General features: G+C 61.1%; 21 protein-coding genes. 5 read left to right on the forward strand and 16 right to left on the reverse strand.

From position 1 onward, the window contains the following. Position 1: 1 nt before the first annotated feature. From QD409_RS20855 to QD409_RS20870, 4 genes are all read right to left on the reverse strand, one after another. Positions 2 to 2,284, reverse strand: a complete 2,283-nt coding sequence (locus QD409_RS20855) for a chemotaxis protein CheA (protein ID WP_092842903.1) — start codon at positions 2,282 to 2,284, stop codon at positions 2 to 4. Between the two features lie 16 nt (positions 2,285 to 2,300). Then, positions 2,301 to 2,666 (reverse strand): chemotaxis response regulator CheY1, encoded by a 366-nt coding sequence (gene cheY1, locus QD409_RS20860; RefSeq protein WP_004128526.1) that lies wholly within the window; start codon positions 2,664 to 2,666, stop codon positions 2,301 to 2,303. After that, on the reverse strand, positions 2,663 to 2,959 hold the full coding sequence (locus QD409_RS20865; protein WP_092842905.1) for an STAS domain-containing protein: 297 nt from the start codon (positions 2,957 to 2,959) through the stop codon (positions 2,663 to 2,665). The genes cheY1 and QD409_RS20865 overlap by 4 nt, the downstream gene beginning before the upstream one ends. Positions 2,960 to 3,021: 62 nt before the next feature. Beyond that, on the reverse strand, positions 3,022 to 4,668 hold the full coding sequence (locus QD409_RS20870) for a globin-coupled sensor protein (protein ID WP_430763564.1): 1,647 nt from the start codon (positions 4,666 to 4,668) through the stop codon (positions 3,022 to 3,024). A gap of 724 nt (positions 4,669 to 5,392) precedes the next feature. Between QD409_RS20870 and QD409_RS20875 the strand changes: the two genes are divergently transcribed. From QD409_RS20875 to secD, 3 genes are all read left to right on the forward strand, one after another. Further along, complete coding sequence (locus QD409_RS20875; RefSeq protein WP_092842911.1) at positions 5,393 to 6,889, forward strand: ArnT family glycosyltransferase; 1,497 nt, start codon at positions 5,393 to 5,395, stop codon at positions 6,887 to 6,889. Positions 6,890 to 7,049: 160 nt separating this feature from the next. After that, entirely contained in the window at positions 7,050 to 7,469 is a 420-nt protein-coding gene (locus tag QD409_RS20880) for a hypothetical protein (RefSeq protein WP_430763565.1), read from the forward strand. 93 nt (positions 7,470 to 7,562) lie between these two features. Beyond that, positions 7,563 to 10,121, forward strand: coding sequence for a protein translocase subunit SecD (gene secD / locus QD409_RS20885; protein WP_092842915.1), 2,559 nt, complete (start codon positions 7,563 to 7,565; stop codon positions 10,119 to 10,121). Between the two features lie 160 nt (positions 10,122 to 10,281). Here secD and QD409_RS20890 read toward each other — a convergent pair whose 3' ends face one another. Next, on the reverse strand, positions 10,282 to 11,157 hold the full coding sequence (locus QD409_RS20890) for an SMP-30/gluconolactonase/LRE family protein (RefSeq protein WP_092842917.1): 876 nt from the start codon (positions 11,155 to 11,157) through the stop codon (positions 10,282 to 10,284). 275 nt (positions 11,158 to 11,432) lie between these two features. On the opposite strand from QD409_RS20890, the gene QD409_RS20895 reads away from it, so the two are divergent. Beyond that, positions 11,433 to 13,502: an ATP-dependent helicase gene (locus tag QD409_RS20895; RefSeq protein WP_092842919.1), complete on the forward strand. Its 2,070-nt coding sequence runs from the start codon at positions 11,433 to 11,435 to the stop codon at positions 13,500 to 13,502. 82 nt (positions 13,503 to 13,584) lie between these two features. Here the strand turns inward: QD409_RS20895 and mmsB are convergent, their stop codons facing one another. The 8 genes from mmsB to QD409_RS20935 form a co-directional block, all read right to left on the reverse strand. After that, positions 13,585 to 14,466 (reverse strand): 3-hydroxyisobutyrate dehydrogenase, encoded by an 882-nt coding sequence (mmsB, locus tag QD409_RS20900; RefSeq protein WP_430763566.1) that lies wholly within the window; start codon positions 14,464 to 14,466, stop codon positions 13,585 to 13,587. Between the two features lie 124 nt (positions 14,467 to 14,590). After that, complete coding sequence (locus tag QD409_RS20905; protein WP_430763567.1) at positions 14,591 to 15,649, reverse strand: enoyl-CoA hydratase/isomerase family protein; 1,059 nt, start codon at positions 15,647 to 15,649, stop codon at positions 14,591 to 14,593. Positions 15,650 to 15,786: 137 nt separating this feature from the next. Next, complete coding sequence (locus tag QD409_RS20910; RefSeq protein WP_430763568.1) at positions 15,787 to 17,382, reverse strand: GMC family oxidoreductase; 1,596 nt, start codon at positions 17,380 to 17,382, stop codon at positions 15,787 to 15,789. A 177-nt stretch (positions 17,383 to 17,559) separates the two neighbouring features. Further along, a complete protein-coding gene (locus QD409_RS20915; protein WP_092842926.1) occupies positions 17,560 to 18,543 on the reverse strand; it encodes a branched-chain amino acid ABC transporter permease in 984 nt (327 codons plus the stop codon). Position 18,544: 1 nt separating this feature from the next. Then, a complete protein-coding gene (locus tag QD409_RS20920) occupies positions 18,545 to 19,432 on the reverse strand; it encodes a branched-chain amino acid ABC transporter permease (RefSeq protein WP_092842928.1) in 888 nt (295 codons plus the stop codon). Between the two features lie 3 nt (positions 19,433 to 19,435). Beyond that, entirely contained in the window at positions 19,436 to 20,137 is a 702-nt protein-coding gene (locus QD409_RS20925) for an ABC transporter ATP-binding protein (protein ID WP_092842930.1), read from the reverse strand. Positions 20,138 to 20,139: 2 nt separating this feature from the next. Next, entirely contained in the window at positions 20,140 to 20,922 is a 783-nt protein-coding gene (locus QD409_RS20930; protein WP_092842932.1) for an ABC transporter ATP-binding protein, read from the reverse strand. 15 nt (positions 20,923 to 20,937) lie between these two features. Further along, a complete protein-coding gene (locus QD409_RS20935) occupies positions 20,938 to 22,146 on the reverse strand; it encodes an ABC transporter substrate-binding protein (protein WP_092842934.1) in 1,209 nt (402 codons plus the stop codon). Between the two features lie 172 nt (positions 22,147 to 22,318). Here QD409_RS20935 and QD409_RS20940 point away from each other — a divergent pair, with 172 nt between their 5' ends. Beyond that, positions 22,319 to 23,245 carry a LysR family transcriptional regulator gene (locus QD409_RS20940; protein WP_092842935.1) on the forward strand — a complete coding sequence of 309 codons (927 nt, stop codon included), beginning with the start codon at positions 22,319 to 22,321 and terminating at the stop codon, positions 23,243 to 23,245. A gap of 6 nt (positions 23,246 to 23,251) precedes the next feature. On the opposite strand, the gene galE is transcribed toward QD409_RS20940, so the two are convergent. From galE to mscL, 3 genes are all read right to left on the reverse strand, one after another. After that, the gene (galE, locus tag QD409_RS20945) at positions 23,252 to 24,286 is read right to left on the reverse strand and encodes a UDP-glucose 4-epimerase GalE (protein WP_092842937.1); all 1,035 of its coding nucleotides are present in this window, start codon (positions 24,284 to 24,286) and stop codon (positions 23,252 to 23,254) included. A 218-nt stretch (positions 24,287 to 24,504) separates the two neighbouring features. After that, positions 24,505 to 25,671: a pyridoxal phosphate-dependent aminotransferase gene (locus QD409_RS20950; RefSeq protein WP_430763569.1), complete on the reverse strand. Its 1,167-nt coding sequence runs from the start codon at positions 25,669 to 25,671 to the stop codon at positions 24,505 to 24,507. 143 nt (positions 25,672 to 25,814) lie between these two features. Further along, the gene (gene mscL, locus QD409_RS20955; RefSeq protein ID WP_092842941.1) at positions 25,815 to 26,240 is read right to left on the reverse strand and encodes a large conductance mechanosensitive channel protein MscL; all 426 of its coding nucleotides are present in this window, start codon (positions 26,238 to 26,240) and stop codon (positions 25,815 to 25,817) included. Between the last annotated feature and the right edge of the window lie 177 nt (positions 26,241 to 26,417).

The following is a 26,417-nucleotide window of genomic DNA, read 5'->3' on the forward strand; positions in this document are numbered from 1 at the left end:
CTTACCCCGCCGCTGCGTAAGATATTTCAGGCTTCAGCGACTGGCCGCGCGAAGCGCCGACCACGGCATCGACATCGAGGATCAATGCGACGCGGCCATCGCCAAGGATGGTTGCAGCCGCAATGCCGGGCACATGCGTGTAGTTCGCTTCGAGGCTCTTGATGACGACCTGACGCTGCCCCTGGATGGCATCGACCATCAGCGCGCGCTGACCGCCGCCTTCGGATTCCACCAGCAGAGCGACGCCGTCGACCGGATTGGCCTGCGTGGCGCGGAAGTTCAGGATGCGACCGACATCGACCAGCGGGCAGAAGCTGTTGCGGATCGAGATCAGACGATGGTTTGCACCGAAGGAATGGATGGCGGATGCTTCCGGCTGCAGCGTTTCGACGATCGCCGTCAACGGTACGACCAGTGTCTGACCGGCAACCGTCACCACCATGCCGTCGAGGACGGCAAGCGTCAGCGGCAGGCTCATGGTGAAGACGGAGCCCTGCCCCGGTCTGGAGCTGATGTTGATGCGGCCGCCGAGTGCCTGGATCGAGCGCTTGACCACGTCCATACCGACGCCGCGGCCAGAAATGTCGGAGATCTTGTCGGCGGTCGAGAAGCCCGGCAGGAAGATCAGGTTGTCGACTTCCTCATCGGAAAGATTGGCGTCGGCTGCGATTAGGTCATTGTCGATGGCCTTCTGGCGCACCTTTTCGCGGTTGATGCCGGCGCCGTCGTCGGCAAGCTCGATCAGGATGCGGCCCGAACGGTGCTTTGCCGTCAGGCGAACAGTGCCTTCCGGATTCTTGCCGAGCGTCGCGCGCTTTTCCGGGGTTTCGATGCCGTGGTCGACGGCATTGCGGATCATGTGGGTGAGCGGTTCGGCAAGCTTGTCGATGACAGTCTTGTCGACTTCGGTGTTCTCACCCTCGGTGATCAGGCGGATCGACTTGCCCGTCATGTCGGCGATTTCGCGGACGATGCGTGACATGCGCTGGAAGACCGGCTTCACCGGCTGAGCGCGGATCGCCATGACGCTGTCCTGGATCTCGCGGGTGAGCTGCTGCAGCTCTTCGAGACCCATGTTGATCGAGGACGCGCCATTGTTGTCATTCTCGATGACGCTCTGGGACAGCATCGCCTGGTTGATGACGAGCTCGCCGACCAGATTGATCAGCCGGTCGACACGATCGAGATCGACGCGAATGGTCTGGCCGACACCGGCTGCAGCGTTATTCTGCGCTGCTGCGGCGGCATTGGCGGCGGCGGCAGCCGCAAGGGCTGCCTCCTTCTTTTCGACGCGTGCGGCAACGGCGGCGAGCTGCGTGACGTTGCTGGCGGTTTCAGCTGCGGCAACGGCCGCAGCGGCATCGCTCTTCGGCCGCGGCACTTCCCCGATCGGCTCAGCCGCCGGCTCGGCGCGCTCCTCATCGAGGACGGAAAGATCGAAGGGCACAGGAACCATCGGCAGCTCTTCACCGCTTGAGGCACCGGCATCAGCTCCGACCGGCCGGACATCGAGCTCGCAATCCCATTCGGCAAACTCGAAGACAGTGCGGATGGCATCCTCGCCCTTGTCCGTCTTGATCGAGATCGTCCACTTGAAATAGGCCCCTTCCGGGTCGATTTCGGGAAGGCCCGGCAGCGCATCCACGTCGCAATAGACGCTCATCTCGCCCAGGCGCGCGAGATCGCGCAGCAGCAGCGTGGCGTCGTTGCCCTTGGCATAGAGATCGGAGCGCGGCTTGAAGCTGACTTCATATTCCGGCATGCCATTGGCGGATTGCTCGTCGGCGCCGAAATCGTCATCGAAGCTGAAGGGGATCGGCTGAAAACCGCTGTCATCCGTAGGGGCTGCGGCTGGCTTGGGAGCCGCCTCTGCGACGACCGCGACGGATGGTGCAGGAACATCGCCGTTCGCCAGTGCCTCCAGCTCCTTGACCAGCCCGCGGCTGCGCGCCTGATCGACACTGCCGCCGTCGCGGGCGGCGTTGGTCAGATCGGCCAGAACGTCGGCCGCCTTGAGCATCACCTTCAGGACGTCCTGGGTCGGCTCCAGCTTGTTGGATCGAACGCAATCGAGCGTCGTCTCGAAGACGTGAGCAAATGAGACCAGGTCGTCCAGACCGAAGGCTCCTGCCCCACCCTTGATGGAATGAACGGCGCGGAAGACGGCATTGACGGTTTCCGGATCCCGGTCGCCATCATTCATTTTCAGGAGACCGGATTCCAGTTCGGCGAGCTGCTCTTCGCACTCCTGGAAGAAAATCTCTTTGATTTCGTTCATATCCATAAGGGGCGGATCCTGTTTAAGCGGTTACGCGCTCGATGGCATCGATCAGCTTGGCGGGGTCGAACGGCTTGACGATCCAGCCGGTCGCACCGGCCTGGCGGGCACGGTTCTTCTTTTCAGCGTCGCTCTCGGTCGTCAGGACGAGGATGGGAACGGCGCGATATCTGTCGTTCCGGCGCACACCCTCGATGAAGCCGAAGCCGTCGAGGCGCGGCATGTTGATATCGGTGACGATCACATCCGGATTGGCTTCTTCCAGAATTTCCAGACCTTCGACTCCGTCTTCAGCCTGAATAGTCTCGAAACCCGCATTATTGAGGGTGACAAGAAGCATGTTTCGAATGGTCCGCGAATCATCCACGGTCAGTACTTTTTTCTTCATTGCCGGATCTCCTTGGCAGGCAGGTGAGAGATATCCACCCCGATCATCTGCATCGTTTTCTGAAACGCGTCCGACACCTTGGAGAAGGTGAAGGACAGCTTGTCCTCATCCCAGGTCTTGGCAGCAGCCATGATGACCTGCATGCACAGGGCCCCAATCCTTTCGACGCCGGACGCATCGATCACGACATTGCTGCCGCGCATCCCCATCAACTTGCCGCGAAGCGTCGAGGCCTCGTTGAGGTCCAGCACCGCAGCCAGACTGATTGTCTTTTCGCCTTTCCTGCTACGCATCGCTTCATTCCTTGTTGTCTGAAATCGGACCCGCCGGCCCGAATGCGCAAAAAACTGTAAAATCAGTAGGCATTCCGTTCGCCTCCCATTGCGGCCCTGCGAAGCGGGAAGCCGAAATCGGCCATCTCGTCCTCATCCCGCCCAACGTTGAATTCGTCGCGGGCGGGAAGCTGTCGCTGCTGAGCGGCCTTCACCGGTGCCGGAGCGGCCGCATGGCGCCGCTCGCGCTCGATGCGAAACTCGCGGATGGTGCGGCCAAGCTCGACAACAACGGTTTGGAGGTGATCGGCGCCTTCCTGCGAACGATTGGCCAGGCCTTCGTCTGCGGCAGCGCGCGTGCTGAAATCGCCAATATCCGTCGAGAGCGAATGCAGTCCGGCCACTTGCACGTCGCTCGCCGCTGCGATCCCGGAGATGGCTTCATTGATGTCGGTCACCTGGCGGACGATGCTGCCGATCGCATCCTGCGTGCGGCCGACCATCTGCACGCCCGCATCGACCTGGGCCTTCGTGCCCGTCACCAGAACCTTGATTTCGCGGGCGGCATCGGCGGAACGCTGCGCAAGGGCGCGAACCTCCTGCGCAACGACGGCAAAGCCGCGGCCGCTATCGCCGGCGCGGGCGGCTTCGATACCGGCATTCAAGGCCAGAAGATTGGTCTGGAAGGCGATTTCATCGATGACGCCGATGATCTGGCCGATCTTTTCGGCCGAGGTCTCGATATCGGCCATGGCCGATATCGCCTGCCCGACGATCCGGCCGCTGTCTTCCGCAGCCGTACGCGTCGATACCGCCGCGCGTTCAGCCGAGCGCGTATTGGCGGCATTGCCGCGCACCTGATCGGCAAGCTCGGCAAGCTGGCGCGCCGAGGCTGCGAGGCCCTGCGACTGTTCGGCCGAATTTTCCGCGAGGGATTTCGAAAAGCGGGAAATGCTTTCGCTTGTCGCCTCCGCCGTCTGCACGCCGCCAGCCAGAGCCGAAAACTGCTGCTGGATGTCCGCCAGCGCCGCATTCAAAACTTCCGCGACTTCCGCATAAGCCTCGGGACAATCGGTCGGCATCCGGGTCGTCAGATCGCGATCGGCAAGACCATTGGCGACCTCGGCGATGAAGGCGGTCGCCTCGGCACGATCTGCAGCCCGTTGCTCAACCAGCATGCGCTGATGGCCGACCCGCATTTCGTTGAAACGCAGGGACACGGCGATTTCGACATCGACCATGACAAGGCGAACGACTGATGTGACCAGCTCGCTCAATTCGCGGGCACGGCGCTTGGCTCCGGGCAGGATGGCGCGACCGCCCAACTCTTCGACGAGACCGGTAAGAATATGCTCCAGCATGACGCCATGGCCGGCAACGTGCCAGCGCGGGTCGAGCCCCATCTTGCTCTCACTGTCGGATAAAACCTTGACGCGCTCTGCATAGAGGCTGTCGAAGCGGGCATCCGTCAGCACATCCCAATGCGAGGACTGCAGATCCTGGAGCCGTTCGAGCTGGCTTTCGCTGGTGAAATTGCGCGCGGCGTCGGGAAAGGCCTGGAACCGGCGGAAGAGATCGCGCAGGCCGGCTTTGAGATGGGCCTCGAGCATCGGCCGGTTGCGGCGCAGCGTCTCGCATTGTCCGGCATCGAGACCAGCAAAACGCAAGCGGTCGCGAAGGCTGCCAGCCTGCGCCCTACCTGCCTGATCTGACGGCGAATCCTGCGCCAAAATCGTCCCCGCCGAAATGCCGCACGCTCAAGCGCCGGCGAAACCGCTGATGATCCGCGCCAGGCGCGATGAGGACGCGAGGAAAAGCATAGGCGGCCGGCGATCAAATGATCGAGGCGCTAAAGCTCGCTCGTTCATCAAAGTCTTGTGCGGACCTGTTTGATGAGATGGATACCGGATCGAACCCGGTACGACGGGGCGGCTTCATGCCTTTTGAGAACGAGTCACAATTTTCCCATTCCGACGTTCAGGCTCATTATTTATGGTTAATTCCTTGCCCGAAGGTTAATGACCTCGGACCGACCGTCTTGTTTCGATCGCATCTAATTTAGATGTTACTTTTCTGCGCCTTCGGCCCGACAGCAAACGCGCCTGGACGCAAGTCACGAGCAAGCTTCATACCCTACTGCTCCAGGCGTAGACACCTTCGATGTCGATACGGAGAGAGCAATGATTGTTCTTGGTTTGACCGCTTCGCTGATGGCCAGCATGACGCTCGCGGCCTTCATGCTTCTGTGCCGCATCGAAGAAGCCCGCGGCAAGGCCTCTCGCATCCTCTAACGATGTCGAACCCGATATCTCCGGGCCGCAGGGTCGGGCGCGAAGCCCTTTGCACTTTGAGACAGGGCGCCGCTTCGCCATCTTTCTCGTTCGCCGGCCGCTAGCATTAGGCTTGATAGTTCCGTATTAAGCCTCACGACCTGGCACCGAGATCTATCATTTAATGTCCGATACGACCCAATCCCGAACGAATACCCAGAAGCTTTCGCTGGGAACAGCGCTTGCGATCATCTTCGGAGTGACGCTCTGGCGCGTGCTCATGTTGCTGATCAACAGGACGGACCTGTTCGTCGACGAGGCGCAATATTGGTTCTGGGGTCAGAACCTGGATTTCGGCTATTATTCCAAGCCGCCGATGATTGCCTGGGTCATCCGCTTCTTCAATACGATCTCGGGATCGGACTCGACATTCTGGATCCGCATCTCGGCGCCGCTTTTTCATCTCGCCACCGCCCTGATGCTGATGGTGACGACGCGACGGCTGTTCGATGGAGAAGAAGGGCGCAATATTGCCCCCTGGGCCGGCGTCATCTTCATCACCCTGCCGGCCGCATCGCTTTCGGCCGTGCTGGTGTCGACCGACACGATCCAGATCCTGTTCATCACGATTGCCATCTGGGCCTTTATCGGCCTGACCAGGCGTTCTTCCGTTTCCGAAGCTCTGATCCTCGGCCTCGGCCTCGGCCTCGCCTTCATGACGAAATACTCCGTGCTCTTCCTGCTGCCGGGCGTGGGCATCGCCATGCTGACGCTGCGCTCCGCGCGCATCGCCTGGCGGGACGTCGCAATTGCCGCCGTCGTCGGTGCCATCGTCGTTGCGCCCAATCTTTGGTGGAACCTCACGCATGACGCAGCGACCGTAAAACACACCGGAAGCATCGCCCGGTGGAGCACAGGTGGCAGCGGGGCCAGCCCGCTGAAGCATCTCCTCAACGGGCTCAACTTCGTCGGAGCGCAGTTCGGCGTGGTCGGTCCAGTCGTATTCTATGCGCTTTTGTGGGCGACCTGGCGGCTGATCCGCGGGCAAAGCGACGACAAGGAGAAATTGCTGTTCTGGCTATCCATGCCGGTGGTGATCCTGATCGCTCTGCAGGCCCTCTTCGCCAAGGCCTATGCCAACTGGGCTGTCGCCGCCTATGCTGCAGGCACTATTCTTGCAGTCCTGCTGCTCTATCGCCTGACGAAGAAGGGGCTGGTCACCTCGCTGATCATCGGCGCGATCGTCGCCATCGTCATCCCGGTGCTGACCGTTCTCGCGCTTGATGTCAAAATGCCGAACGGCGATCTCGTCATGAAGCGCTATGTCGGCCGCAGCATCGTCAGCCTGGAAATCGCCGATATCTCTACGACTGCAAAGCTGCCTGATATCGTGGCGTCGGATCGCGCCATCCTTGCCGATCTCTTCTATACGCTGAAGGGCAAGCCATTCCACATCTACGCCCGCAATTTCGGCGGCTTCCCGAAGAACTATTACGAGCAGGATTTCTCCCTACCCGCCAATGTGACCCGTCCGGTGCTGTTCGTCGACACCGATCCGATCACCTGCCCCGAAGGCCAGGCCGAGCTCATCAAGAGCTGGTCGCCTCCCTTCGGCGATATGAAGGGCGATACACTCTATGCCTATCGCGTTCCGGCAAGCTGCCTGGCGCCCAAGCCGTGATGCCCGATAGTCCTGTCATGGAAGAAATCGCGCCGGGACGGTTGACCGGCCGGCGCAAGTGCATCATGACGGGACGCACTATGAAGGCGCGAGGCGTCCTGATATCATGACCGAACCGCCGGAGTTCGCGCCGGCAAAGGAAAGAAGGCATTTCTGACCGTTGAGCCCACTCGAATTCGGCGCTGCCGACAGCGAAGATAGAGACGACAGGACGCACCGCGCCGGAGCGCGCGTGATTGCCTCGCTGTTCGTCGCATTTTTCGCCTATATCGGGCTAGCGCTTGGCGGCGGCATCAACCTTGCCACGCGGGCGGATGCAGATGCTCTCTCTTCCGGTAGGGAAAGCCAGCCACTCTACCTTTCTCTGCGGGATCCGGTTCGCGGCACTCTCGTCGCCGATCGGCTAGTGACGCCGAAGGCCACCTGGCACGACATAGGGCCTGCAACGCTTACTGGCCTTCCCTCCCTCGGATATCCGGCCACACCCTGGCAGCCGCGCCATGCGGACAACGTCTCGCGGCTCGAAACCCTGGCACTTCGCGCCTATCTCGCTCGCGGTCCTCCAAGCAGGCTCGCCTAAGCGGTCGGCGCAGACGCGCTGCATTCCCGACATGATCTTCAGTCCGCCAGCGGCCAGGCCGCCGGCATAAGCATATTTTCAAGGATAATACCCATGCGTACCTCACCATGGCTCGTGGCGCTTTATACAGTGGTCATCCTGATTGGCCTTCTGATCGCCCTGCCGAACGCGCTGCCGCCGTCAGCGCTCGACAAAATCCCCTCCTGGCTGCCGCATAGCCAGGTTCCGCTCGGTCTCGACCTTCGCGGCGGCTCCTATCTCGTGCTCGAAGTCGACGAGAAGGATCTGACGAACGGCCGGCTGCAATCGCTGCAGCAGGACGCGCGCCGCGTGTTGCGCGACAAGAACATCCAGACCCGCTCGGTCGTCCGCAACGGCAATCAGGTGGTGGTGACGATTAACGATGCCTCGCAGAGCAACGATGCGGTGACGCAGCTGCGCACGCTTGCCAACACGGTCACGTCGGGCCTCTCGGCAGGTCAGTCCGATCTCAACATCGCACCGAACGGTGCGGCGATCGCCATGTCTTTCTCGCAGGCGGGTATTTCGGCCAACGTCGATTCCGCCGTTCAGCAGAGCCTCGAAGTCATCCGCAAGCGCGTCGACCAGGTCGGCGTCGCCGAGCCGACCATCCAGCGCGTCGGCCCGAACCGCGTTCTAGTCCAGCTTCCGGGGGCACAGGACCCGTCGCGTCTGCGTGAGCTTCTCGGCTCGACTGCAAAGATGTCCTTCCACCTGCTTGCCGACAGCGTCGATCCGAACAATCCTGGCCCCGGCGTCACTATCCTGAAGGACGAGCGGGGCAACAGCTATCCGGTGCTCGACCGTATCGAACTGTCCGGCGACCGTCTGACGGACGCCCGCGTCAGCTTCGATCCAAACACGCATGAGCCGCTTGTCACCTTCCGCTTCGACAGCGCCGGTGCCAATCGTTTCGCTGAAATCACCCGCGAAAATGTCGGCAAGCCTTTTGCCATCGTGCTCGACAACAAGGTGCTGAGTGCACCGAATATCCGCGAGCCGATCACCGGCGGTTCGGGTCAGATCTCCGGCAACTTCACCGCCGACAGCGCCACCACGCTCGCCGCCCTGTTGCGCGCCGGCGCGCTCCCGGCCAAATTGACCGTCATCGAAGAACGCACCGTCGGCGCTGACCTCGGCGCCGATGCGATCCAGAAGGGCATCTATAGCGGCCTGGTAGGCTTCGTCTTGGTTGCCGCCTTCATCTTCGTGCTCTACGGCGCCTGGGGGATTCTCGCGAATGTTGCACTGCTCGTCCACACGATCCTGACCTTCTCGGCCCTGACGCTGGTTGGCGCCACGCTGACGCTGCCCGGCATCGCCGGCATCGTCCTCGGTATCGGCCTTGCGGTTGATGCCAACGTTCTCATCAACGAGCGTATCCGCGAAGAAACCCGCAAGGACCGCGGCGCATTCGCCGCCATCGATAACGGCTTCAGGAAGGCTTATTCGACGATTATCGACGGCAACATGACGGCCCTGATCGCGGCCGCCATCCTATTCTACTTTGGCTCTGGCCCGGTTCGCGGCTTTGCCGTGACCATGGGTCTCGGCCTCATCATCTCGATGTTCACCTCCGTCGCCTTCGTACGCGTCGTGATGATCGCCATCACCCGCCGCCGCAAGCTGAAGGTGCTCAACATCAGGCCGCTGATCCCCTTCAGCCCCTATGACAAGCACATTCACTTCATGAAGGCCCGCTTCTTTGGCGTCACCGTCTCGGCGATCCTGTCGATCGCCTCGGTGGTACTGTTCATCCATCCTGGCCTCAACTACGGCGTCGATTTCCGCGGCGGCATCCAGATGTCGGTCAAGACCAAGGACGCGGCCGATTTGTCGACGTTCCGCGAGGGCCTGAACACGCTCGGCCTCGGCGAAATCGCACTGCAGTCTTTCGGCGACAACAACAGCATCCTTATCCGCGCCCAGCGCCAGGACGGCGGCGAAGAGGCACAGACAGCAGCGGTGACCAAGCTCAAGGCAGAAATCACCAAGATCGACCCAGCCGCAACCATTGAAGGCACCGATGTCATCGGCCCGAAGGTCTCGGGCGAGCTTGCCTGGGCCGGCATCCTGTCGGTCGTGATCGCCAGCCTGGCGATGCTCGTCTACATCTGGGTGCGGTTCGAATGGCCGTTTGCGGTCGGCGCCATTGTCACACTGGTGCTCGACGTCACCAAGGCGATCGGCTTCTTCGCGATCACCGGCCTCGATTTCAACCTGACGGCCATCGCCGCGATCCTGACGCTTGTGGGATATTCGGTGAACGACAAGGTCGTGGTCTATGACCGCATGCGTGAAAATATGCGGCTTTACAAGTCGATGCCGCTGCGCGAGATCATCGACAGGTCGATCAACGAGACCCTGGCGCGAAGCCTCTATACCAACGCCACCGCTTTCCTGGCGCTGGTGCCGATGGCGATCTGGGGCGGTAGCGCCGTCTCCAGCTTCGCGATCCCGATGGTGTTCGGCATACTTGTCGCTGGCGCCTCGTCGATCTTCATCGCAGCGCCGATCCTGCTCTTCCTCGGCGACTGGCGCCGTCGGCATGCCAAGCCCGCCGCCAACGATGCGGCATCGACAGACGGCAAGTCGGACAAGGGCAACAAGCAGATTCCTGCGGCGGAATAAGCAGCAAATCTATGGAAACAGGACATGCCCGGCTGCGGGCATGTCCGCCAGCCGCTCCAAAGCGCGTTGCGATCCTTCAGATCCGCTTCTCGTGCTTTAGACCTTTGACGTTGCGCATGCCGTTACCGCAAAACCGCTGCACACTTTTGCGCGACATGCTTTAGGAAATAGACGGCATATGCAACGGTAGCCCCGGACGCGGCGCCGTTATCTTCTCAACCACACCGTTTTCCTGCTCGCTGACGAGCAGATGCTTGCCATCGACTGTAAAGGCGATATTGCTCGGCCTCGTACCATCCGTACGGATATGGCCGGCCATTCTACCCTCGGTATCGACAAGCGAGATTTCGCCCAGCCCATACATCGCGCAATAGAGCACTCCGCTGCGATCGAAGGCGAGACCGGCCGGGCCGCGTAGCATATTCATGGCAGGCGTTGGCATCGATCGGACGAACAGTTCCTGCCGCCCGCCAATGATCTGCCGGTGGATGTTCCCGGTTAGCGTCTCGCTGTAATAGAGCAGCCCGTCAGCGCCGAAGGCTATGCCGCCGGCAAAGAGCAGGCCTGCCGCCAGTACCCTGATGACCCGGCCATCGGCAGGATCGATCTGATAGACACAGCCATTGTAGGCTGCCTTGAAAAAATCGGGATGAATATGGCCGCCTTTGAGGAGGTCGTCGAGACGGATGCCTGAATCGGTCATGTAAAGCAGGCCATCCGGGCCAAAAGCGAGAGCATTTGGATGAAGAAACGGGCCGTCGGCGCTACCTTCGATTACCTGCAGCACGCGGCCCTGCGACGATAGCCTGACAAGAGAATTTTCCGGACCGTCGGCTATCCAGAAACATCCATCACCGTCGATCGCAATCCCGCTCGGGGTGCCGCCGATTTTGCAAATTTCCTGATATGCACCGCTTGTCTCGAAAAGTTTCAGACAGCGGCGGCTGGTATCCATCTCCACCAGTGCGAAGCGCCCATCGGGCAAAGCCACCAGCCCGCTAGGCAGACGCAGCCTAGTGGCAATCGTTTCGTTCATGTCCTGAAACCTTCGTTCTACGCACTACCAAGCCATAAAACTCAACATACCGCGTCGAAATAATACATAAGGATGACGAACGCCGTTTTCGAGCCTGAATTGACCAAATCCGGATAAGATTCTTGCACAAGAGGTCACTTCCGCGTTGCTGCCCCGCCAATCTTGACAGGCTTGCGCGATTCGGAACATCCATAGAACGTCTGGATAATTTCGCCGATGCGATTCGTCGTGGATTGCGCCCAGCCATCCTTCATCCGACAGGTTCAGGAGAGTTCATGACCGCTGCCTATCTGGAAAAGCTGAACCCGGAGCAGCGGCTGGCGGTGGAGCACGGTACGACTGCATCTGACGATCATGTCGCCGGGCCACTGCTTGTTATCGCCGGGGCCGGCTCCGGCAAGACGAATACGCTTGCCCATCGCGTGGCGCATCTGATCGTCAAGGGTGCGGATCCGCGCCGCATTCTGCTGATGACATTCTCGCGCCGGGCCGCCGCGGAAATGGGCCGGCGGGTCGAGCGGATTTGCCGCGAGGTGCTGGGTGCGAATGCCGGCATCACCGCCGATGCGCTTGCCTGGACCGGCACGTTCCATGGCATTGGTGCGCGCCTGCTGCGGGACTATGCCGAGCAGATCGGCATCGATCCGGCCTTCACAATCCACGACCGGGAAGACAGCGCCGATCTGATGAACCTTGCGCGCCACGACCTCGGCTTTTCCAAGACGGAGAACCGCTTCCCTACCAAGGCGACATGCCTTGCCATCTATTCACGCTCCGTCAATGCGGAAGCGCCGCTCGATGGCGTGCTGCGCGATTACTTCCCTTGGTGCGCGATGTGGGAGCAGCAGCTTCGCGATCTCTTCGCCGCCTATGTCGAGGCAAAGCAGGTGCAGAACGTACTCGATTACGACGATTTGCTGCTCTACTGGGCGCATATGCTGCAGGAGCCGCTGATCGCCGAGGATATCGGCAGCCGCTTCGATCATGTGCTGGTCGACGAATATCAGGACACAAACCGGCTGCAATCCTCCATCCTCCTCGCGTTGAAGCCAGATGGCCGAGGATTGACTGTCGTTGGCGACGATGCGCAGTCGATCTACTCCTTCCGTGCCGCAACCGTGCGCAACATCCTCGATTTCCCCAAGGCTTTCACGCCATCGGCCGATATCGTCACGCTCGACCGCAATTATCGCTCGACGCAGCCTATTCTCGCCGCCGCCAATGCCGTGATCGATCTTGCTTCGGAGCGCTTCACCAAGAACCTGCGCACCGAGCGGCAGAGCACGGAGCGCCCGCGGCTGGTGACGGTGCGCGATGAAGCGGATCAGGCGCGCTACATCGCCGATCAGGTGCTGGAAAATCGCGAGGGCGGCGCGAGGCTGAAGCAGCAGGCCGTGCTCTTCCGCACCTCAAGCCATAGCGGACCGCTGGAAGTGGAGCTCACCCGCCGCAACATCCCCTTCGTCAAGTTCGGCGGACTGAAGTTTCTCGACAGCGCTCATGTCAAGGACATGCTGGCGGCGCTGCGTTTCGCCCAAAACCCGCGCGACCGTGTGGCAGGCTTCCGCCTGATGCAACTCCTGCCCGGCGTCGGCCCTTCCACGGCACAGCGCGTGCTCGACCAGATCGGCGAAGAGGCAAGCCCGATCACGGCGCTGGCCGAACTGCCGCCACCTCCGCGCACGGGAGACGACTGGACGGCCTTCGTCGAGACGATGCGGGAGGTCAAAAGCGGCAAGGCCGGATGGCCGGCGGAAATCGGCCTGGTGCGCCAATGGTACGAGCCGCACCTCGAACGGACGCATGAAGATGCTTCCACGCGCCAGGCAGACCTAATCCAGCTCGAACAGATCGCCGCGGGCTACGGCTCGCGCGAGCGCTTTCTCACCGAACTGACGCTCGATCCGCCTGACGCCACCAGCGATCAGGCGGGCGTGCCGCTGCTCGACGAGGACTATCTGATCCTGTCGACCATCCACTCCGCCAAAGGGCAGGAATGGACGAAGGTCTTCATCCTCAACGCCGTCGACGGCTGCATTCCCGCCGATCTCGCCGTCGGATCATCCGCCGAGATCGAAGAGGAACGGCGGCTGCTTTATGTTGCCATGACGCGGGCCAAGGACAATCTCGATCTCGTTATTCCGCAGCGTTTCTTCGTGCACGGCCAGCACGCGCAGGGGGACAAACACGTCTTTGCCTCGCGCACACGCTTCATCCCGGCGACATTGCTGCAGTTCTTCGAGGTTTGCGGCTGGCCGCAAGCGCGCGCCGAAAGCCCCGCCGCCATTCGTGCGCGAGAGGTGCGCGTCGATGTCGGCGCGCGGATGCGGGGCATGTGGCGGTGAGTTGCGGCTATTCGTTGGGGTCGCCGTTTCGGTAAAGCCCCTCACCCTAGCCCTCAACTGGTTCAACTTTTACTATCAATACTCACTTCGCCTCCCGGAACATCTCGATAATGGCAGAAAAATCGCGGCCGCCATTGCCGAGTTTTTCGAAGAGTGCATAGAGCTGTGCCGCCTCCGCACCCAGAGGCGTGGATGCGCCGCTCAACAGAGCCGCCTCCTGCGACAGCCGCAGGTCCTTGAGCATCAGGGCAGCTGCAAAGCCGGGCTTGTAGTCGTGGTTGGCAGGCGAAGTCGGCACAGGGCCGGGCACGGGACAATAGGTGTTGATTGACCAGCACTGGCCAGACGACGTCGAGGCGACGTCGAACAGGGCCTGATGCGAGAGGCCGAGCTTTTCGCCGAGCACGAAGGCCTCGCAGGCACCGATCATGGAAATGCCGAGGATCATGTTGTTGCAGATCTTCGCGGCTTGGCCGGCACCGGCATCGCCGCAATGGACGATCTTCTTGCCCATCACTTCCAACAGGGGTTTGGCCGTCGCAAAGCTCTCGGTCGAGCCTCCGGCCATGAAGGTCAGCGTGCCGGCCGCAGCACCACCCGTGCCGCCGGACACCGGCGCATCGAGCGAGAGGCAGCCGGCATCATCAGCCATGGCGTGCGCCTTGCGGGCACTGTCGACATCGATGGTAGAGCTGTCGATCAACAGGGTTCCCTTGGGCACGGACCGCAACACGTCTGTCCAGACGGTGATGACGTGCTGGCCCTTCGGCAGCATGGTCACGACCACTTCCGCGTCCGCCGAAGCCTCAGTCAGCACGCTGGCAGGTTTCACTCCCGATGCCTCGGCAGCCTTCAGCACATCATGCGAGAGGTCGAACCCCGTGACGGCATGGCCCGCCTTGACGAGATTGGCGGCCATCGGGCCTCCCATATTGCCGAGGCCGATGAATGCGATCCGTGTCATGATGTTTTCCTCCCATGATCGGTTGAAGCAATTCCGGGAAAGATGCAGATCCGCTTTCCGTTCCGGAATTGCTTAAAGTGGTGAGATAGAGCGATTCGGAAATTCAGTGGTGAGCTGAACCGTCCTAGTTCGCGAAAAGCGGCGGCTGCGGCGGTGCGAAAAAGCGGTCGATATCGGCAGCAGCCACTTCAGAAAGGCTCGCCGGAGACCATTTCGGATTGCGATCCTTGTCGATAACAGCGGCGCGCACGCCTTCGTAGAAATCGTGATTATACAATATGCCCTTGCAGGCGCCGAGTTCCCGATTGAGGCATTCGGCGAGATTGGCGCTTGTTCGCCCTGCCCGCAGCAGCCGCAAGGTCAGCTTCAGGCTGGTCGGTGAGCGGCTGGCGATCACGCCGGCGGCTTCTGCGGCAAACTCTCCGGGTTCAGCCGTCAATGCCGTTAGAATCTCTTCCACCGTGTCTGCCGAGAACGTGCGGTCGATCACATTGCGGTTTGCCGCAAGCCGGCTCTCGCTAGCGTCCGAAGCCATCGTGCGGATCAATGCGTGCACCTCTGCGCCAGAGGTGGCGGCGGGCAGCGCCGCAATCGCATCCACGAGAGCCGGCAGCGCCGAGGACGCGACATAATGATCGGCAAAACCGGCATGGATGACATCGGCTGCCTCGACGGTAAGGCCGGTCAGCCCCATCCAGGTGCCGGCTTCACCCGGCGCGCGCGGCAGCAACCAGGTGGCGCCGACATCCGGGAAGTAGCCGATGCCGGTTTCCGGCATGGCAAGGCGGGTGCGCTCGGTGACGACGCGATGGCTGCCATGCGCCGAGAGGCCGACGCCGCCACCCATGGTGATGCCGTCCATCAGCACTACATAGGGTTTTGGATAGCGCGAAATGGCATGATTGAGCAGGAACTCTTCGCGCCAGAAAGTTTCCGCTTCATCGGACCCCTCCCTGCCGCTCCGGTGCAGCAGGCGAATGTCGCCGCCGGCGCAAAAGCCGCGCTCTCCCTCGCCCATGACGATGACGCTCGCGACCGCGGGGTCGGCGGCGAAATCCTCCAAGGCCGGAGCAATGGTCCGCACCATCGGCAATGTCAGGCTGTTCAGCGCCTTCGGGCGGTTGAGCCTGATGATGCCGGCCGATCCGCGCCGCTCGATGATGACCTCGTCGGTGCTATCCATGCAAATCTCCTGTCCCTGCTGCCAGAACGGTTTGCATTTCATGGAAACGCCGCGCCGTTCTAGCTCTTTGTCTTAGCGCAACTCCGGACGGAAAACCGCTGCGCACTTTTCCTGGACCTGCTCTCATGAATAAGCCTTCATCGATTGTCGGCAAGGATCATCTCGGCTGCCTTCTCGGCGATCATGATGGTTGGTGAATTCGTGTTGCCTGATGTGATCGATGGCATGATGGAGGCGTCGGCGATGCGAAGCCCCGACAACGCTCGCAGCCGCAAGCGGGGATCAACAACGCTTTGCGCGTCGCCGCCCATGCGGCATGTGCCGACCGGGTGGAAAATCGTCGTGCCGATATCGCCGGCAGCCCGCTCCAGATCGGCGTCCGTCTCATAGGCCGGTCCGGGCTTGAATTCCTCGGGTCTGAACCGGGCGAACGAGGGCTGCGCCACGATCCGCCGCGTCAAGCGAATGGAGCGCACGGCGATCTCCCGGTCGCGCTGAGCGGAGAGATAGTTCGGGCTGATGGCCGGCTGCATGGCAAAATCGGGGCTGCGCACATGCACCGAGCCACGGCTTTCGGGCCGCAGATTGCAGACGCTGGCGGTGATCGCCGGAAAGGGATGCACGGGATCCCCGAACTTGTCGAGCGAGACCGGCTGCACATGATATTGCAGATCCGGCGTTTCCTTGTCGGGGCCGGAGCGCGTGAAGATACCAAGCTGGCTCGGCGCCATCGCCATCGGGCCTGAGCGGCGAACGAGATACTCGAGGCCGATCGCCGCCTTGCCGATGAGGCTCGTCGCCTTCTCGTTCAGCGTGGGAACGCCGGTCACCTTGTAAGCCATGCGAAGCTGCAAATGATCCTGCAGATTTTCGCCGACGGATCTGACCTCGCGCACGACCTCGATGCCGGCCTTGCTCAACACATCGCCATGGCCGATGCCTGACAGTTCGAGAATATGCGGTGAGCCAATGGAGCCGGCTGACAGTACGGTCTCCTTGCTTGCATAGGCGCGCTTCTCCACGCCGTCATGCAGGAATTCGACACCGGTCACGGCATCGCCCTCAACGATCAAGCGACGAACCTGCGCCTTGGTATAGACGGTCAGATTGCCGCGCTTCATGGCCGGGCGCAGGAAGGCCTTCGTCGTGTTCCAGCGGATGCCGGAGCGCTGGTTGACGTCGAAATAGCCCGATCCTTCATTGTTGCCGCGATTAAAATCCGGCGTTTCCGGGATGCCGGCCTCTCTGGCTGCAGCCTGGAAGGCGTCCAGCACGGCCCAGCGGACACGCGCTTTTTCGACCCGCCATTCGCCGCCGGCGCCGTGCATCTCGTCCTTGCCTCGATAGTGATCCTCGGACTTGATGAAATAGGGCAGCACGTCGTCCCAGCCCCAGCCCGCGCAACCGAGCTGCCGCCAGAGATCGTAGTCGCGCGCCTGGCCACGCATGTAGATCATGCCGTTGATGGAGGAGCTGCCGCCGAGCACCTTGCCGCGCGGATAGTTCAGCGACCGGCCGTTCAGGCCCGCTTCCGCCGACGTGGTGAAACACCAATCGGTGCGGGGATTGTTGATGCAATAGAGATAGCCGACCGGGATATGGATCCAGTGGTAGTTGTCGTTGCCGCCCGCTTCCAAGAGCAGCACTCTGCTGTTGCGGTCAGCCGAGAGCCGGTTGGCAAGCACGCAACCGGCACTGCCGGCGCCGATGATGATGTAGTCGAAGCGATCCATTCCAAAAACTCTGTCGTCCCCTCTCCCCGCGCGCGCGGAGAGGGGTGGGGTGATGGGCGAGCAGGTCCGGCAAATTCCGTGTTCACCGGCAATTTATGCAGGCCCCTCATCCGCCCTTCGGGCACCTTCTCCCCGCCCCTTCGACAAGCTCAGGACAGGGAGAAGGAAGATGGATAGTCACCGCCGATATTCAAAACCCAGTTTCCGTCCGAGCCGCGAGGCATAGAATTCACCGACGATGCCGCGGCGGAAGAGCAGGACGCAAACCATGAAGACGATGCCGGTGATGATGGTGACCGGGAATTCCGAGGTCGCGAGATAATTCTCCAGCGTCGCCACCAACCCCGCTCCGAAAATCGGACCGATCAGCGTGCCGATCCCGCCGAGCAGGGTCATGAGGATGACTTCGCCGGACATCTGCCAAGCGACATCGGTCAGCGTCGCGAACTGAAAGACCAACGCCTTGACCGCTCCGGCGAGCCCCGCCAGCGCCGCCGACATGACGAAGGCGCCGAGCTTGTAATGTGCGACGGAATAGCCGAGCGAGATCGCCCGCTGCTCGTTCTCGCGGATCGATTTCAGGATCATGCCGAAAGGTGAATTGATGAAGCGCCAGGTGATCAGAACGCCGATCAGAAACACTGCGAGAACGAAGTAATACATGTTGAAGGCGTTGCTGAGATCGAGGACACCGAGGAGGTAGCCGCGCGGCACCGACTGAATGCCGTCCTCGCCCTGAGTGAACTTGGCCTGCAAGCAGAAGAAATAGAACATGTAGGACAGCGCCAGCGTGATCATGGCGAAATAGATGCCCTGCCGCCGGATGGCGACGAAGCCCATGACGAGACCGAGCAGGGACGCACCGGCAACGCCGATCAAGATGCCGAGCTCAGGCGGGACACCCCATTCCTTCACCGCATAGGCTGTGAAATAGGCCGCACCGCCGAAGAAGGTGGCGTGACCGAAGGACAGCAGGCCGGCATAGCCGAGCAGCAGATTGAAGGCGCAGGCGAAAAGCGCAAAGCAGAGCACCTTCATGACGAAAATCGGGTAGATGAAGAATGGCGCCCAGATCAATCCGACGAGGCCGAGAACCAGCAGCAGCTTCTGTACCGATAAAGCCGGCCGTGACGTGGATTTCAATGTGGTTACTCCAGCCATATCACGCATCCCGACCGAAGAGGCCCGCGGGCCTGAGGAGCAGCACGATCGCCATGATCACGAAGACGACGATGTTGGAGGCTTCCGGATAGAAGACCTTGGTGAGACCCTCGGCAACCCCGAGCATATAGCCAGTAACGATCGCGCCCATGATCGAGCCCATGCCGCCGACGACGACCACCGCGAAGACGATGATGATCATGTTCGATCCCATCAGCGGCGACACCTGGTAGATCGGTGCGGCCAGCACGCCGGCAAAGGCGGCAAGCGCTACGCCGAAGCCGTAGGTAAGCGTCAGCAGCACCGGCACGTTGACGCCGAAAACCTGCACAAGCACGGAATTCTCGGTCGCTGCACGCAGATAGGCACCGAGCTTGGTCTTCTCGATCAGAAGCCAGGTCCCGATGCAAACGATCAGCGAGGCGATGACCACCCAGCCGCGATAGACGGGCAGGAACATGAAGCCGATATTTTTCGCGCCCGCCAATTCCGTCGGAACGGCATAGGGCTGGCCGGAGGAGCCGTAGAGATAGCGGAAGGTTCCCTCGATGGTCAGCGCCATGCCGAAAGTGAAGAGCAACCCGTAAAGCGGATCGATCTTGTAGAGCTGGCGCAGGCAGAGCCGCTCGACCAGCGCTCCGAACAGGCCGACGATCAGTGGTGCCAGAATGAGGGCCGGCCAGTAGCCGATACCGGCATAGGCGAGCAGCAGATAGGCCGTGAAAGCCCCAAGCATATAGAGCGCGCCATGGGCGAAATTGATGACCCGCAGCATGCCGAAGATGATCGCGAGACCAAGGCTTAAGAGCGCATAGAAGGAGCCGTTGATGAGGCCGATCAGCAATTGACCGAGAAGGGCCTGGGCAGGGATGCCGAATATCGTCGTCATGGCTCAGACCCCCAGGACCTTGTGCAGCATATCCATGCGCTGCTGCAATTCGCCGACCGGAAATTCCGAGACCATCTGGCCGTGATCCATCAGATAGAAGCGATCGGCGATGCGGCTGGCGAAACGGAAATTCTGCTCGACAAGCAATATGGTCATGCCGCGGCCTTTCAGCTTCTGCAGGACTTCGCCGATGCGCTGGACGATGACGGGGGCAAGGCCCTCGGTCGGCTCGTCGAGCAGCAGCATGCGAACGCCGGTGCGCAGAATGCGGGCCATGGCGAGCATCTGCTGCTCACCACCCGAGAGCCTGGTGCCGACGCTGTTGCGCCGCTCATGCAGATTGGGAAACAGCTCAAAGATCTCGTCGAGCGTCATGCCGCCAGGGGCGACGACCGGCGGCAGCATCAGGTTTTCATAAACGCTGAGCGTCGAGAAGATACCGCGCTCTTCCGGCACGAAACCGATGCCATGGCGCGCCGTCTTGTGCAGCGGCACCTGCATCATGTCCGTGCCGGCAAAGGCGATCCTGCCCTTGCGGGCGCGGACGATGCCGACGATCGTGCGCAGCGTCGTCGTCTTGCCGACGCCGTTGCGGCCGAGGATGGTGATGGTTTCCCCTTCGCTCAGATGCATGTCGACGCCATGCAGGATATGGCTTTCGCCATACCAGGCATTAAGGCCCTGAACTTCCAGAAGCGGCGCCATCGTCAAGCCTCCTCAGTGCCCATATAGGCTTCCCGGACGCGCGGGTCGCGGCTCACGGTAGCATAGTCGCCCTGAGCCAGGATCTCGCCGCGCTGCAGGACTGTGACATGATGGCAAATATCGGCAACGACGGAGAGATTGTGTTCCACCATGAGCACAGCCCTGTCGCGCGCAACGTCGCGGATGATGGCGGAGACCGTGTTCACATCCTCCAGCCCCATGCCGGCCATCGGCTCGTCAAGCAGCAGCACCTTCGGATCGAGCGCAAGCGTCGTCGCGATCTCCAGAACGCGCTTGCGGCCATAGGAAAGATCGGCAGCGACAGCGTTGCGTTCCTTCGAGAGACCCACGGAGGCAATAAGCTGTTCGGCACGGGCATTGAGGCTGTCGAGTGACGACAGCGACCGCCAGAACTGGTGCGCAAGGTTGTTTGGCCGCTGCAGGGCGACACGGACATTGTCCAGCACTGTCAGATGCGGGAAGACGGCCGAAATCTGGAAGGAGCGCACGAGGCCCATGCGCGCAACCTTGTCGGGTCGTGTCCGCGTGATATCGGTGCCGAGCAGCGTGATCGTGCCATGCGTCGGCTGCAGAAACTTGGTGAGCAGGTTGAACACCGTCGTCTTGCCGGCGCCGTTCGGGCCGATCAGCGCGTGAACGCGGGCGTGATGCACGTCGAGATCGACATTCTTGACGGCGGTGAAGCCGCCAAAATCCCGGCGCAACCCCCGGGCGGACAAGACCACCCGGGGCGCTTCATGCGGATGTGTCGCTGACATCGTCATAGGCCGGTCGCAGCCCTATTGCTTGACGAGGTCGCAGCCGCTCTTGGCCGGATCAATATAGGCTTCCTTGCCAGGGATCGTCGCCAGCACGTTGAAGTAATCCCACGGCTCCTTGCTCTCCTCGGGCTTCTTGACCTGAAGCAGATACATGTCGTGGATCATGCGGCCGTTGGCGCCGACCGCGCCGCCACGACCGAAGAAGTCGTCGACGGGCATTTCATGCAGTTCCTTGGCCACGGCATCGGTATCATCCGTGCCGGCCTTCTGGACTGCCTTCAAATATTGCATCACGGCGGAATAGGTGCCGGCATGGACCATATTCGGCATTTTGCCGGTGCGGGCAAAGAAGCGCTTGCCGAATTCGCGGCTCTTGTCGTCGAGGTTCCAGTAGTAGCCTTCCGTCAAGGTCAGGCCTTGTGCCGCCTTCAAGCCGAGACCATGAACTTCGGCGAGCGTGAAGAGCAGCGCCGCCAGATGCTGGCCACTCTGGCTGATGCCGAATTCAGAAGCCTGCTTGATGGCATTCGCGGTATCGAGACCGGCATTGGCAAGGCCGATGACCTTGGCGCCTGACGATTGTGCCTGCAACAGGAAGGACGAGAAGTCGTTCGACGACAACGGATGGCGGACGGAACCCAAGATCTTGCCGCCGTTCGCCTTAACGAAATCGCTCGTCTGCTGCTCCAGCGAGTAGCCGAATGCATAATCTGCAGTCAGGAAGAACCAGGTGTCGCCACCCTGCTTGACCAGCGCGCCGCCGGTGCCGACGGCAAGAGCATGCGTGTCATAGGCCCAGTGGAAGCCATAGGGCGAGCATTGCTTGCCGGTGAGATCCGTCGTGGCGGCACCGGTGACGATATCGATCTTCTTCTTTTCCTTGCCGACGGCCTGCACGGCGAGCGCGACCGAGGAGGTCGTCAGCTCCATGATCGCATCGACCTTGTCCTGATCATACCATTGGCGGGCGATGTTGGAGGCGATATCGGGCTTGTTCTGGTGATCGGCATTGACGATCTCGATCGGCACGCCCAGAACCTTGCCGCCGAAATCCTCCGCGGCCATCTTGGCGGCTTCCACCGACGACTTGCCACCGAAGTCGGCGTATACGCCGGATTGGTCATTCAGGATGCCGATCTTCACGACACCATCCGAAGCGCCGGCGGCAAAAGCCGAGGTACTCGCTGCAAGCAGAAATGCCAGGGATGCAATAAGACTCTTTCGCATATCCTCTCCTCCCAGAGATTTGGCAAAAATGAATCTGTTCAAAATTGGCCAGTCGCTTTCCTCAAAACGACTTTTCCCGACGGCAAGATCACGGAATTCGCGCGTTGACGCAAGTCGTGATTGAAACTAATTCCAAACAGTGTCTGTTCATTTTTGAACAGCAGGGAGAGATATGAAGCACGCGCCGCATTTTACCTGGGACGACCTGCAGTTCTTTCTCGCAGTGGCGCGGACGGGGCAGCTCTCGACCGCTGCCCGGCAGCTGCGCACCAGTCACGCCACCGTTTCACGCCGCATCGACCGACTAGAATTCGCCTTGAAAGTCAAGCTCTTCGAACGCAATCCGCGCGGCTATATGCTGACGGCCATGGGCCAGCGTTTCATCGACACGGCCGAGCGCATGGAGCAGGAAACTGAGCGTCTTCGCGCGGATCTTTCGGCCGGATCGGCGGCGCAGCGCGGCGTGGTACGCATCAGCGCGCCGGAGGGTTTTTCCAATTTCTTCTTCACGGGCGTGCTGCCGGAGTTCACCGCCAAGCATCCGAACATTTCGCTGGAGCTGATTACGATCCAGCAGATCATGTCGCTCTCGCGCAAGGAGGCGGATATCGTCGTCGTGCTCGACCCGCCGAAGGCCGGCCCCTACTTCACCGAGAAGCTCACCGACTATCATCTGCAGGTCTACGGATCGCTGGACTATCTCGCCCGCCATCCGCCGATCGAAAGCCGCGACGGCCTGCCTGACTTCGCCTTCATCGGCTACATTGAGGATATGATCTTTGCGCCGGGCCTCGATTATCTCGGCGACGTCCACCCCCGCATCAAACCGCAATTTCAGAGCTCGAGCATCTTTGCACAGCTGACGGCGGCAAAGAGCGGCCTGGGGCTGTGCGTGCTGCCATTTTTCATTGCCGGCAAGCATCCGGATCTGCAGGTCGTGCTGCCGCAGGAGGTGGATCTCAGGCGCCATTACTGGATCACATGCCATCGCGACCTGCGCCAGTCGCCGCGTGTACGCACGGTCATCGATTTCCTGATGGAGGCCGTACGCCTGAATGCGCCGGCCTTTCTCGGACCCTGGAGAGCGACCGACGGCTGACGACTATCAGAAGCTTGGGGCCGCGAAGACCTTCTGCAGCCCGCTGGCATCGAATCCGGAGCGCTGGGCAAGACGGAGTTCCCAATCCAGCGACGAGCGCACGATCGTTTCGAGGCTGTTGTATTTCGGCGACCAGCCCAACTCGCGATGTGCCACCGTTGCGTCGGCAACGACGCTGGCGGCATCGCCAGGCCGGCGCGGCGCGATATGGATGCGGAAGGCGCGACCATGCACACGCATGACCATATTGAGCACGTCGAGCACTGAATAGCCTGCACCGTAGCCGCAATTGGCGACCAGCGACCGGCCGCCGCTACGCAGATGCCGCAACGCCAGGAGATGCGCTTCGGCGAGATCGCTGACGTGAATATAGTCGCGAACGCCCGTTCCATCATGCGTCTGATAATCCGTGCCGTAGATATCCACCTGACGGCGACGACCGAGCGCCGCCTCGCAGGCAACCTTGACGAGATGGGTGGCACTCTCGCTCGATTGACCGGTTCGCCCTTCCGGATCGGCGCCGGCGACATTGAAGTAGCGCAATGCCACATAGCCGAAATCATAGGCCGCAGCAGCATCGCGAAGCATCAGCTCCGACATGAGCTTGGATTGGCCATAGGGAGATTCCGGCCGGAGCAACACGCTTTCGCTGACCGGCTGATCCGCCGGCTGCGGACCATAGACGGCAGCGGTGGAGGAGAAGACGAAATGACGGATTCCGGCTTTGATGGCGGCGCTCATCAGGATGCGGGTCTTGCCGGTATTGTTTTCGTAATAGGAGAGAGGATCTTCGATCGACGTCGGGACGACGGCCGAGCCGGCAAAATGGATGATGGCATCGATATCGTTTTCGGCGAAGATCGTCTGCAACAGCGCTTCATCGGCGATATCGCCGAGATGGAAACGGGCGGCGGGCGGAACCGCCCAGCGAAAACCAGTGGACAGGCGATCGATGACCACCACGTCCTCGCCCGCGTCCAGCAACTTCCAGACCATATGGCTGCCGATATAGCCGGCTCCGCCCGTCACCAACACCGTCATTCTTCGCGTCCCCGCCAAGTCTTGTCGGCGATATATGGCGCTGCGCCTCTTGCCAATTTGATTAAAAGCGGGCGGCAGCGCGGGGAAGATTGAGGGAATGGTTAGCGGGGGCTTTCGCGGTTTGATTGGATTTTATTGATCGGAGCTTCGGCACGCTGCGGAGAGTGTGCGGACCATCCAAATCGAAAGCTGCGAGCCGCAGCATATGGCGGCCGCCCCTACAAACTCAAAATATACCGGCTCAAACGTTCGGCCGCATCGGCGATCTTTGCCGGATCGCGCAGGAAGCAAGCGCGCATGAAAAGCTCGCCGCCCTGCCCGAAGGCGGTTCCAGGCGCCAGGCCGACACCGGTTTTGTCGACGATGTCGAGCGCGGCCCCGCGGCTATCGGTGACGCCATCGATCTTAAGGAACGAATAGAGCGCGCCATCCGGCTTCAGCGTGTGCACGCGATTGGTCGCAATCAGCGCGTCGCAAAGAATGTCACGGGAGCGGGTCGCCTTGGCGATGTTGGAACGGACGAAGTCATCACCTTCGTCCAGGGCGGCGACCGCGCCCCGCTGCATGAACTGCGCGACGCCGGAGGTCGAATATTGCACGAGATTCTCGATCACCTGCCCGAGTTCTGTGGGTGCGACGATCCAGCCGACACGCCAGCCGGTCATCGACCAGTTTTTCGAGAAGGAGTTGACGAAGAGGATCTTGTCGTCGGCATCCTTGATGTCCAGGAAACTCGGCGCGCGACCGCCGGCATAATAGTATAGCGCGTAGATCTCGTCGGCCATGATCCAGAGGCCGTGCTTGCGCGCCAGCGCCAGAATATCCCGGAGATCCTGATGGGTTGCCGTCCAGCCGGTCGGATTGGAGGGAGTGTTGATGAAGAGACCCTTGGTCTTCGGCGTAATCGCCGCCTCCAGGCGCCCGAGATCGAGCGACCATTTGCCGTTTTCGAACTGCAGCGGCACGCCGACCGAGCGCGCACCGGCGATCTCGAGAGCGGCGGCGATATTCGGCCAGGCCGGCGTCAGGTAAACCATTTCGTCGCCCGGCGAGGTGATCGCCTGCACGGAAAGCTGGATCGCCTGCATGCCGGAGCCGACGACATAGAAATTCTCCATCGGCAGCGAGGTGCCGAAGTGCCGGCCATAATAATCGGCAAGCGCCTGGCGCAGCTCCGGAATGCCGCGCTGCCAGGTATAGAAGGTCTCGCCGGCGTTGAGCGAGGCCATGGCGGCACGGTTGATGAAATCAGGCGTCGGCAGATCGCCCTCGCCGACCCAGAGCGGCAGCAGGCCATCGCGGCCGCGGGCATAATTGACCACTTCAACGATCCCGCTTTCGGGTGCTGCGAGCGCGCGCGGGCTGAGGCTGTTCAGTATCGACATGCATGATCTCCGGTTTCTGCCTTCATAAAGCAGAGCGCCGGACAAATCCCATGACTTTGCCTTAGCAACCGATCGATTTTCGTGATGAATAAAGCCTCGACCCCTGCGGGATCGAGGCTTTCAGAGAGATTGAACGCGGTGTGTCAGCGCTTCGCGAGAAGATCGCGGATTTCCGTCAGCAGCTGGACGTCGGCCGGCGGCGGCGCTGCTTCGGCAACCTTCTCTTCCTTGCGCTCGACCTGGGCGCGCAGCGTGTTCACGCCCTTGACCATGAGGAAGATGATCCAGGCGAGGATCAGGAAGTTGATGAGGACAGTGATGAAGTTGCCGTAGGCGAGAACGGCACCCTGAGCGCGGGCGGCGGCAAGCGTCGGCGCATTGACGCCCGAGGAAAGGCCGATGAAGTAGTTCGAAAAATCGAAGCCGCCGAAAATCCTACCGACGATCGGCATGATGATATCGTCAACCAGCGATTTCACGATGCCGCCGAAAGCGCCGCCGATGATCACGCCGACCGCGAGATCCATGACATTGCCGCGGGCGATAAATGCCTTGAATTCATTAAGCATTGAGCAGTCCCCTTCGCGTTGCCGTTGAATTCACTGGCGATGATTAGCACCATCTTTTTCCTTATTTTTCAACAGCGAATTGGCATAGGGCTCTGCTAGAGCGCGCATATCCCAAGATAAATCCATAGGTTAGACAATTTAACCATGCACTTCCGGGTTTACCTGTTCGTCAGTTGC

The organism is Rhizobium sp. BR 315 (assembly GCF_050577975.1).
Taxonomy (GTDB): domain Bacteria; phylum Pseudomonadota; class Alphaproteobacteria; order Rhizobiales; family Rhizobiaceae; genus Rhizobium; species Rhizobium miluonense.

Excerpts from the sequence above, each read along its gene's own strand:
- QD409_RS20875 (WP_092842911.1), top strand. The coding sequence starts at position 5,393 with ATGTCCGATACGACCCAATCCCGAACGAATACCCAGAAGCTTTCGCTG.
- QD409_RS20925 (WP_092842930.1), bottom strand. The coding sequence starts at position 20,137 with ATGGCGCCGCTTCTGGAAGTTCAGGGCCTTAATGCCTGGTATGGCGAA.
- QD409_RS20930 (WP_092842932.1), bottom strand. The coding sequence starts at position 20,922 with ATGACGATGTCAGCGACACATCCGCATGAAGCGCCCCGGGTGGTCTTG.
- QD409_RS20920 (WP_092842928.1), bottom strand. The coding sequence starts at position 19,432 with ATGACGACGATATTCGGCATCCCTGCCCAGGCCCTTCTCGGTCAATTG.
- secD (WP_092842915.1), top strand. The coding sequence starts at position 7,563 with ATGCGTACCTCACCATGGCTCGTGGCGCTTTATACAGTGGTCATCCTG.
- QD409_RS20865 (WP_092842905.1), bottom strand. The coding sequence starts at position 2,959 with ATGCGTAGCAGGAAAGGCGAAAAGACAATCAGTCTGGCTGCGGTGCTG.
- QD409_RS20915 (WP_092842926.1), bottom strand. The coding sequence starts at position 18,543 with ATGGCTGGAGTAACCACATTGAAATCCACGTCACGGCCGGCTTTATCG.
- QD409_RS20950 (WP_430763569.1), bottom strand. The coding sequence starts at position 25,671 with ATGTCGATACTGAACAGCCTCAGCCCGCGCGCGCTCGCAGCACCCGAA.
- QD409_RS20890 (WP_092842917.1), bottom strand. The coding sequence starts at position 11,157 with ATGAACGAAACGATTGCCACTAGGCTGCGTCTGCCTAGCGGGCTGGTG.
- cheY1 (WP_004128526.1), bottom strand. The coding sequence starts at position 2,666 with ATGAAGAAAAAAGTACTGACCGTGGATGATTCGCGGACCATTCGAAAC.
- galE (WP_092842937.1), bottom strand. The coding sequence starts at position 24,286 with ATGACGGTGTTGGTGACGGGCGGAGCCGGCTATATCGGCAGCCATATG.
- mmsB (WP_430763566.1), bottom strand. The coding sequence starts at position 14,466 with ATGACACGGATCGCATTCATCGGCCTCGGCAATATGGGAGGCCCGATG.
- QD409_RS20940 (WP_092842935.1), top strand. The coding sequence starts at position 22,319 with ATGAAGCACGCGCCGCATTTTACCTGGGACGACCTGCAGTTCTTTCTC.
- QD409_RS20855 (WP_092842903.1), bottom strand. The coding sequence starts at position 2,284 with ATGGATATGAACGAAATCAAAGAGATTTTCTTCCAGGAGTGCGAAGAG.
- QD409_RS20905 (WP_430763567.1), bottom strand. The coding sequence starts at position 15,649 with ATGGATAGCACCGACGAGGTCATCATCGAGCGGCGCGGATCGGCCGGC.
- QD409_RS20895 (WP_092842919.1), top strand. The coding sequence starts at position 11,433 with ATGACCGCTGCCTATCTGGAAAAGCTGAACCCGGAGCAGCGGCTGGCG.
- QD409_RS20935 (WP_092842934.1), bottom strand. The coding sequence starts at position 22,146 with ATGCGAAAGAGTCTTATTGCATCCCTGGCATTTCTGCTTGCAGCGAGT.
- QD409_RS20910 (WP_430763568.1), bottom strand. The coding sequence starts at position 17,382 with ATGGATCGCTTCGACTACATCATCATCGGCGCCGGCAGTGCCGGTTGC.
- mscL (WP_092842941.1), bottom strand. The coding sequence starts at position 26,240 with ATGCTTAATGAATTCAAGGCATTTATCGCCCGCGGCAATGTCATGGAT.